This window comes from Enterococcus sp. RTP21361st1_A6_RTP21361_211029, assembly GCF_040910045.1.
Taxonomy (GTDB): Bacteria; Bacillota; Bacilli; order Lactobacillales; family Enterococcaceae; genus Enterococcus_D; species Enterococcus_D gallinarum.
This window is the reverse complement of sequence record NZ_JBDGBK010000037.1, coordinates 19587-28775: the sequence shown is the minus strand read 5'-3', so window position 1 is coordinate 28775 and position 9189 is coordinate 19587. Positions and strand designations below refer to the sequence as shown.

At 41.1% G+C, this 9189-nt stretch carries 9 protein-coding genes; all 9 read right to left on the bottom strand.

Annotated features, from left to right (window positions below; translation table 11 throughout):
* Window positions 1-159: 159 nt before the first annotated feature.
* The 9 genes from AB5Z52_RS08545 to AB5Z52_RS08505 all read right to left on the bottom strand — a co-directional run bounded on the left by AB5Z52_RS08545 (window position 160) and on the right by AB5Z52_RS08505 (window position 9094).
* Window positions 160-399, bottom strand: coding sequence for a GlsB/YeaQ/YmgE family stress response membrane protein (locus AB5Z52_RS08545; protein WP_005471142.1), 240 nt, complete (start codon window positions 397-399; stop codon window positions 160-162).
* 72 nt (window positions 400-471) lie between these two features.
* Window positions 472-837 (bottom strand): DUF956 family protein, encoded by a 366-nt coding sequence (locus AB5Z52_RS08540; protein ID WP_005471141.1) that lies wholly within the window; start codon window positions 835-837, stop codon window positions 472-474.
* 113 nt (window positions 838-950) lie between these two features.
* Complete coding sequence (locus AB5Z52_RS08535) at window positions 951-1862, bottom strand: PTS system mannose/fructose/sorbose family transporter subunit IID (RefSeq protein WP_003126195.1); 912 nt, start codon at window positions 1860-1862, stop codon at window positions 951-953.
* 20 nt (window positions 1863-1882) lie between these two features.
* Window positions 1883-2686, bottom strand: coding sequence for a PTS mannose/fructose/sorbose transporter subunit IIC (locus AB5Z52_RS08530; protein ID WP_003126194.1), 804 nt, complete (start codon window positions 2684-2686; stop codon window positions 1883-1885).
* 29 nt (window positions 2687-2715) lie between these two features.
* Window positions 2716-3705, bottom strand: a complete 990-nt coding sequence (locus tag AB5Z52_RS08525; protein ID WP_003126193.1) for a mannose/fructose/sorbose PTS transporter subunit IIB — start codon at window positions 3703-3705, stop codon at window positions 2716-2718.
* A 70-nt stretch (window positions 3706-3775) separates the two neighbouring features.
* Complete coding sequence (locus tag AB5Z52_RS08520; protein WP_029486684.1) at window positions 3776-4270, bottom strand: mannose/fructose/sorbose PTS transporter subunit IIB; 495 nt, start codon at window positions 4268-4270, stop codon at window positions 3776-3778.
* A gap of 226 nt (window positions 4271-4496) precedes the next feature.
* Window positions 4497-7322: a sigma-54-dependent transcriptional regulator gene (locus AB5Z52_RS08515; RefSeq protein WP_005471136.1), complete on the bottom strand. Its 2826-nt coding sequence runs from the start codon at window positions 7320-7322 to the stop codon at window positions 4497-4499.
* Window positions 7323-7553: 231 nt separating this feature from the next.
* Window positions 7554-8090, bottom strand: a complete 537-nt coding sequence (locus tag AB5Z52_RS08510) for a GNAT family N-acetyltransferase (RefSeq protein ID WP_005471134.1) — start codon at window positions 8088-8090, stop codon at window positions 7554-7556.
* 95 nt (window positions 8091-8185) lie between these two features.
* Window positions 8186-9094, bottom strand: a complete 909-nt coding sequence (locus AB5Z52_RS08505) for a diacylglycerol kinase family protein (protein ID WP_003126187.1) — start codon at window positions 9092-9094, stop codon at window positions 8186-8188.
* Window positions 9095-9189 lie beyond the last annotated feature (95 nt).

The following is a 9189-nucleotide window of genomic DNA, read 5'->3' as shown; positions in this document are numbered from 1 at the left end:
AAATAAAACGCATACAAATAACAGTCTTGCGAGTAATCTTTATATATTTTTGCTAACAGTTCATCTCCCAACTCAGTCACCCCTCCATACCTACTATACGAACTCACAGAGAAAAAGTCACAAAAAAAAGCCATTCATTAAAAAATGAATGGCTGTAAGTTATTTTCTACGTCCCAAGAAGAACGAAACAACAGCGACAAAAATGACCGCTCCGATAATGGCAGGAACAATTGCCATTCCAGCAATCTGTGGTCCCCATGTTCCAAATAGTGCTTGACCAATCGATGCCCCAACTAGCCCGGCTACGATATCAAAGATACAACCGCGTTTCTCACCAGCGATTGCGCCTCCGATTGATCCGATGACCGCACCTACGATCAATGTCCATAAAAAATGCATAATACCCCTCCTAAACTTTCTAATAAAAGGGTACCACATCAATTATGGTTTGAACAAGAATATGCCTGCATGTTATTTTCTGCGAGTGAACGCCCGCTTTAGCACATCGAAAAAGCCAAGAGAATGAACCATATGATCCGGATCAACATAGACGCGAATCGCCCGCAAAACTTTCTTGGGCTCTTTCGAAGAAAAAGTATAGGTGCCATTTTTTTTCGTCCGAATAGCGTACCTTGGGATCCAACGACCTTTGAACATGACAGAGGCAATCACGTAATCTACATCTTCCCAAGGAATCTGGATAAACTTCCGCTGGTCACGGTCGTTGTAAAATTCAAAAGCCTTGTCGCCGATCATAATTTTGCCATATTCGTTGATACCCAAAAATGAGGTCGCATCGATCGTCAAATCAACTTTGGTGTTCAGGGATTGTACCATAATTTGTTTGCTCCATTTCTACGTCTTATTGTTTCTTATTATACTTGTTCTGATGATTTTTGGCGAATAGATAAAAAGTGCTTGGGTTTCCCCAAGCACTTTTAGTTGAAAGATTAGAACAATCCGATCAAGTGTCCACCGATACCGACTAAGAACAAACCGATAATGATGATGATTGGAGAAACTTTTTTCTTCAATAACCACATACATAACAGAGTAAGTAATAGTGCAGCCAACCCAGGAATCAATTGATCCAAGTTGTTTTGCAAGGTTGTTACTTTCGTATCTGTTAATGCACGGCCTTCAGCGACTTGTTGGAATGCTTGTTGTAACCCTTCTGGACCTGATGGCAATTTTGCCCAATCCACATATGCTCCTTCATCAAGAGGGACACGAGATACAACTGGTGCAAATGAAATTGATACCCAACGTTGAACAAGCGATCCTAATACGAACATCCCTAGGATTGAAGCACCTTTTGTTACGTCTTGCAGCAAACCACCTGAAAGGTCATCTGTGATTTTTGATCCGGCACGGTAGCCAAATTCTTGTGTATACCACATAAATGCCCAACGAATGATATTCCAAGCCAAGAAGAAGATGATTGGGCCTAAGATGTTTCCTCCTAACGCTAGAGAAGCACCTAGAGCTCCTAACATCGGACGAACAGTAAACCAGAATACAGGGTCACCGACACCAGCCAAAGGACCCATCATACCAACTTTTACCCCTTGGATCGCTACATCATCGACAGCGGCTCCATTGGCACGTTCTTCTTCCAATGCTAAAGTTACCCCTAGAATTGGTGAAGCAATATATGGGTGAGTGTTAAAGAATTCCAAATGACGCTTCAAAGCAGCGGCACGGTCTTCTTTTGTTTTGTATAATTTTTTGATTGCTGGAATCATTGAGAATGCCCAACCACCATTTTGCATACGTTCATAGTTCCATGAACCTTGAATGAAGGTAGAGCGCCATGCTACGGCTAAACGATCTTTTTTACTTAATTGAATTTTTTCTGCCATTTTTTTCTCCTCCTTCGATTCTAATAGTCATTCAAGATATCGCCTAGAGGGTCGCCAGTGTTGCTGCCGCCGCCTCCATTTGATGATCCGCCCATTTTGGTGATGTTCAAGTAAATCAATGCAATAGCTACTGCCAATGCACCGATCGCAATCAATGTCAATTCAGAAATCGCTGCAATCACAAAACCAATGATGAAGAATGGCCATACTTCACGAGTTGCCATCATGTTGATAACCATTGCGTAACCTACGGCAACAACCATACCACCACCGATAGCCATACCATCTGTTAACCAAGCTGGCATAGATTCTAGGAAGTTTTGAACAGTTGCAGCTGGAATTGCTAGCAATGCTGCTGCTGGAATCGCAATACGGATCCCTTGCATACATACGGCAATCACATGCCACATTTCGATTTTGCGGATATTACCTTCTTCAGCAGCTGCATCCATAAAGTGAACGATTGGTACAGCTAATGTACGTACGATCATTGTTAAGAACAAACCAGCTACAGCCAAAGGAATCGCAACGGCAATGGCTGTGTCAACACCGCCACGTCCTTGTCCACCTAAAACTAAAATAATTGCAGATGCAACAGATGCCAATGCAGCATCCGGTGCGACAGCGGCACCAATGTTTGCCCAACCTAACGCGATCATTTGTAATGATCCACCTAAAATAATACATGCTTCTAAGTTACCGGTCACTAGACCGATCAATGTACATGCCACTAGCGGTTGATGGAATTGGAATTCATCCAAGATCCCTTCCATACCAGCTAAAAAGGCAACGACTACTACTAATACCATAGATATAATAGACATGATAGACCTCCTATTTAGTTGTATACTTTTTACTTGTTCGACAATTCGTTTTTCGCTTTACGCAAAATTTCATCCATGTTGTCGCGTGAATCGTTTGGTACTTTACGCACATCAAATTTGATGCCCCGTGATTTTAGTTCTTCGAACGTTTCAACGTCTTCAGTACCCATAGACAATACTTTACTTACAACAACTTTTCCGACTGAGTGAGCCATTGAACCAACGTTGACTTCTTGAATGTCTACGCCGCCTTCTACTACTCGCAATACATCTTCTGGATTTTCAAACAATAGCAATGCTTTCGTATTACCAAAACGAGGGTCTTTTGACACTTCGATCATTTTTTCTACTGGAATAACATTGGCTTTTACTCCTGGAGGAGCTGCTTGTTCGATCAATTTTTTACGCAAGTCGTCTTTTGCAACTGCATCTGATACTACGATGATCCGTGATGGATTCACTGATTTTGTCCATGCTGTAGCTACTTGTCCGTGAAGCAAACGAGAGTCAACACGAGCCAATACAATTTTGATCTTGCCATCGCCCAGTACAGTACCTGGAGGAAGTGATCCTTTAGGTTGATCGTCAGCCACAACTGGAGCAGCAGCTTCTGCCGGTTCAAGTTCTTCTGGTTTCACCTTGACCCCTTCTTTAGCTGTTTCAATGATATGTGCAGCAATCTCATGTGCTGTATTCATTGAAAAACGTGAAGCGTAAGCCTCGATGACCATTGGTAAATTCATACCAGCTACGATTGCCCATTTGTCTTTGTGGTCTTCAAACAAGCTGTTTGCTTGGTTGAAAGGTGTACCGCCCCAAAGATCAACTAAGAATAACACTTCTTCTTGATCGTCGAATGTGGCGATTGCTTCTTGCATTTTTGCTTTGATATCATCTGGGCCTTCACTTGGCATCAATGTTACAGCTTTAACATTTTCTTGTTCGCCGAAAATCATTGAACCAGATTGCAAAATGCCGTTTGCAAATTCTCCATGACTTGCTAGGATAATTCCTACCATCTTTTTACCTCCTATTTCAAAATTGATAAATGTGACACTTAAATGAAAGAAAAAAAGCAACGACGAAAAATCAAGTGTGACTACCCTCTTTTTCCAAAATATCCATCAAATAGATTTTACGATCAGCAGGAACTTTTCGAATCTCGACTTCAATGCCCTGTTTCTGCAAATAAAGCAGTGATTCGAGGTCTTGATCATTGACAGAAACAAAATTAGTGATCATCCGCTTTCCTATCGAAAAGCTCATTCCTCCAATATTGATTGAATGAATCGGTAATCCGCCTTTGACTAGTGTGACAACATCTTGAGGATTGGTAAATAATAACATGACTTTTTGGGTATCAAATAATGCGTTATGTGCAACCTCAAGCATTTTCGCCACTGTGACGACATTGGATTTGATTCCTGGCGGAGCGGCTTCTTTCAAAAGAAATTTGCGAAGCTGATCATTTGCGACTTCGTCACTGACAACGATGATTCGGTTAATACCAGTCATTTTCGACCAGGCTGTTGCTACTTGACCATGAATCAAACGATCATCGATTCGAGCAAGACGTATATCCATTCCCATCGTAAAAACCTCCTACATCCATCGATCCGCTGGCTATTTGTGGATCCCTTACTTTTTTCATTCACCTCCTGTATCCACTTATATAGAAGCAAGAAGCGTGCCAACTTTTATACAATACACTAATCTTTGGAAAGGCTTAAGAATCGGCCTCTTGATGATACACTAAAAAGATACACTGAAAAAAAGTGTATCTTTTTTAGTGTATTCTATTCTTAATGTATTATTGATCAGCCAAAACCGTTTTTTCTTGATGATTTTTAATCAACTCTGCTAAGTAATATTCTTCGCTTTCTGGTATTTCTACATTTAACAAGCGCGAGAACGAGCGAACATGGATGTGAAGTTTTTTGTACATCGGCTCTTGCTTCAGTTCAGAAACAAGGGGTTCATCGACAGTTAAAGGTTGCTTTAATACGATCCGTTCGATCATTCCAGCAGAGTGGAGCACAAAATTGATTTGAAACCCTGGTATTGCATCCGTCAATTCTAAATCATTGATCAATTGATGGCCAAATTGCCACAATGGCTCGATAACTTTTCGCGGATTGACAAAAGTCAGGTTTTGCTCCATATATTTAAAACAAATTTCTTCTGCTTGTTCTTCACCAAGTTCAACGTCTTGTTCAAAACTCAGATCATTCTCTAACAAAATTTCTTCCAACAATTGATCTACATCTTGATCAATGAATCGTTCCAGAGAAATAAAAGGCGCATCGATTTTTGGATCTATGATCCCTGTCGTGGCGATCAGTTGATATTGTCTTTGTATGGGTTCTAACTCAGTCTTTAAATCAGCCACTGAAAGTGTCACAACCTCTACATTCTGATTTTGACGTTTCGAGAGGGAACTTTGAATTAGTTCTTTGATCCTCTGAGCCGTTCCTTTACCCGAGGCACAGATGGCTAAGATGGCTTTGCGATGATGATTGCTTAAGTGACCCTCCGGCTGTTCAACGGAACCATAGCCGCGAAATTTTCTAAGCGATTCATACAAACTATCGATGTCCGTGCCGATAACTGAGGCTTTTCGGACTGTTTCCAAAACGATTGATGTCGTCACCATATCGACAGTCCGTACAATCACACCTGTTTCCCTCTGAATCTCATTGTTGAAGGTAGCTAAAGATCCCATATCTACTAATAAAATCACGCCGCTACCATCATTAACTGCTTGAACACTTTCTTCGATCTTTTTCAATGCAACGGTAGGCGGCATGTCCAAAGGCATGTCTACTGCTGCCACTTGATCCACTTCTAAAAGTTGTTGAACCACTTGAACCATACTGCTTGCCGTGCTGTTCCCATGGGCTGCTACAACTACACCAATTTTTCCAGAGGAATGGGCAGTCCGCAAAGATACGAGTAAAACAGCCAAATAATAGGTTTCACTTTCAGGAATCGATACTTTGAAACTATCACCAATAAATGTACGAATTTCTTTAGCAACTTCAAACTCTTTCGGATAGTCGGCGACCATTTGACGAATATTGTCATTGGTATGCCGTTCTTCTCCCAGATGAATTTTTTTCAAAAAAGAACTAATGTGTAAGCTCATCGCATACACAAAATTTTGCTGAAATTCATAGTTCAGCCTTGTGCGTACCAGATCATAAATACGATTTGTCACTGTGATCACTTTTTGATCCACAAACTCGCTCAATTTGTTTTCTGAATTGAAAGAAAAGCCGTGATCTTTGTAAAATGATTTCAAATGAACATTGATATCTGTAGATATGAAATGATTGATGGCTTCTTGATCCAGCCCATCCGCTTTTAATAAAGCAGCTTTATCGCCGATAATATCGTAAAGATTATACGGTAATTCATAAGAATCGGATTGAATATTATTAAGATTTTGGTTTGGTTGAACACGCACAGTCGGCTCAAGAATTTTGGACAGCTCTGCTAACTCATCTCGGCGATTCCCCAAGACCATTAATCCTGAGCGGATTCCTTCGGGAAGTTCGTCCAAATCAATCTCGATTTCATCTTGTTGCATATGATTCAAGAACCCTCGTGCACAGACCAACTGAACGTTGGACTTCAATTGACCAATATTTCCGAAGCTGACACTGCCAATCAACGCTTTAACGACATCTTCAGTCAATGTGATCGTGCGTTGGATTCGTGTTGCTTCTTGTCCTACAAGTACCCGAACAAGATCCACTTTTTCTGAGGCAGGTCGTTTTTCAAAAAACGGCAGTTGGATATTGATCGGAATTCTCCGAGTAAAAGTGTCCAACAATGTCGAATTGGGATCCTCAGTAGTTGCTCCGACGATGCGAACATTGGCTTGATGATTTTTACCAGTCTCACCTAATCGACTAAAGGTTCCATGATCCATAAAGTAAAAAATCATTTCTTGTCCTTCAGGCGGCAATCGATGTATTTCATCTAGAAATAGCATACTTTCATCCGCCTGATCAATGATTCCGGTTTTCTCCTGATCCGCTCCGGTAAAAGCACCGCGAACATAACCGAACAAATGGCTCATAAGCAACTCTGGATTATTGGCATAATCGGCACAGTTGAAAACGATCAACTCTTTTTCCTCTTCGATCACCTGATTGCTTTTCGCAAACTGAAACATGGCGTGAGCAAAATACGTCTTCCCTGAACCTGTTGGTCCAGTGATCAAACAATTTAGCCCCTTAGGAGGATACAGAATTGCCGCTTTGGCTTGTTCGACAGCATTTTTCATGCTGCCGTTCACACCAATGATCGTTGAAAAAATATCACGGTTTCCCAATTTGACATCCACTCGCTGCGGCGTAGCTTTCTCTCTTTGGGGGCGGTTCTCTTTATAACTTGGAACATATTTCTCAGGCCCAGACCGTGCATCTTGAGCTACCCAATACCTCACTGGCCGGGTATCACTCTTTTGAACGCGGCCTTCTTTGACAAGTTGATTCAAATCTTTGCTGGCATTGCTTCGTTGGATCATCAATTGATCAGCGACCTCTGATGTCGTCGTTCCCTTTTCATTCAAGCCATTTTCTGTATTTTCCAATAAAAATTGATAAATACGCTCAATCCGTTTCCCCAACAGCTCCGCCTCCTTGAAAGTTTTATCCTTGAATACTTTAATGGGTTTGAATAAAAATTGCAAATCTTTTCTGAATACTTTCCCTACTCAAACCAGCCAATAACCTAGCCACCCTTAAACACGCCCCTTGAAAAATCTTGCAGCATACAGCACTAACCATTTTTTCATAGCACCTTTTGATTAACTTAAGAATAAAGCATTTAGCAAAAAAAAGACAATCTAATGCTATGATTATTGTGTCAATGGGTAGGGAATAAATTTTGGCACGTCACCATCAAACTGCTGCAACTCTTTTTGCATCCATAAAACATCGTGCCACTGCTCAAACTTATAGCCAATTTGTGGGAAATATGCAACTTCTTTGTAACCAAATTTTTGATGGAACCTCACACTGCTTTTATTCCCAGCCGTGATACAAGCGGTCAAATTTACGATATTTTGTTTTTTCAACTCTGACTCCAAATGATGATAAAGCATCGTTCCTATCCCTTTTGCTTTTACTTCTCGATCGATGTAAACCGTCACTTCCGCCGTCCAGTCATAGGCAGCTCGTGTTTTGTAAGCGGTGGCATAAGCATAGCCAAGAATGACACCATTTTCTTCAGCAATCAAGTATGGATAATGCTGAAGCGTTTGAGTGATCCGGTGCGCAAACTCTTCCTCAGTTGGTATCTCTGTTTCAAAAGTAATAGCCGTATGATCTACATAAGGCGCATAAATTTTTAACAATGATTTGGTATCTGCAACAGCAGCCTTTCGAATGTTCATATATTCCCTTCTTTCTTCAAATTTTTATCAGTATACCTTTCTAATAAAAAAAGACAATCCTTGTCTAAAAACAAGGATCATCTTTACCCACTAGCTTACGCTTGATTTTTTTCTTGCCCGCAAAACACAGTAATATGTTGTGGTAATACTTGGATCTCAACCGGCAGACTTGGACCAGGGTCTCCATCGACATTGGTTTCGATCGTTGTATCATCCAGTAGTTTGATCTGCGCTTTCTCAAACGTTAGATATCCAAGGGATTCGTTGGATTCCGTTACTCCTTTTAGCAGTTCGGGAATACTCTTGATGGTTTCCCAAAGATTGCTGTCTTTAATGTAGATAAGATGCAATTTCCCATCATTCGTACTCGCTTCTGGTAACAGCGATTCAAAACCACCGATCGTATTCGACGATCCTACGATCAGTGTGCTGCTTTCAATTTTGGTTTCTGTTGCTTCCTGACCACTAGTGATAATTTCAAATTGATGACTTTCATTTTTGCGTACTTCCCGCAACCCGGAAAGGAAATAAGCCATTTTTCCAAGTTTCGTTTTTTCTTCAACTTCAACATTGTTGATAGCTGCTGGAATGATGCCGATCGCCACTACATTCATGAAATAGTCGTCATTGATTTTCCCAATGTCGATTTTGCGAGAATGATTCAACGAAAATGATTCGATTGCTTCTTCAGGATCAAGAGGAATGGCCAATGCACGAGCCAAATCATTGACTGTACCTAGAGGGAAAAAGCCAAAACGCGGACGCTCCTCATGACTAGCAATTCCGCTGATCGCCTCATTAACTGTACCATCACCTCCCATTGCAAACACGCTATCCACGGAGCCGACAGCTTCAGATGCGAACCGCTCGGCATCACCCGCTTTTTCTGTGTGTGCAACAGCCACTTCATCAAATAGTTCCTGCAATTTTTTTGTTGCTAATTCCTCGTATCCTGCAGCTTTTTCGCCTCCTGAACTAGGATTGACGATCAATAGTGCTTTCATCTCCTCTGCCTCCTTAATGCTACTTCGTTTCACATTTTAGTATAACAAAGAGCCACCAGATTTGTCTTTTGTGCAAACCACCGCGAATAACTCTG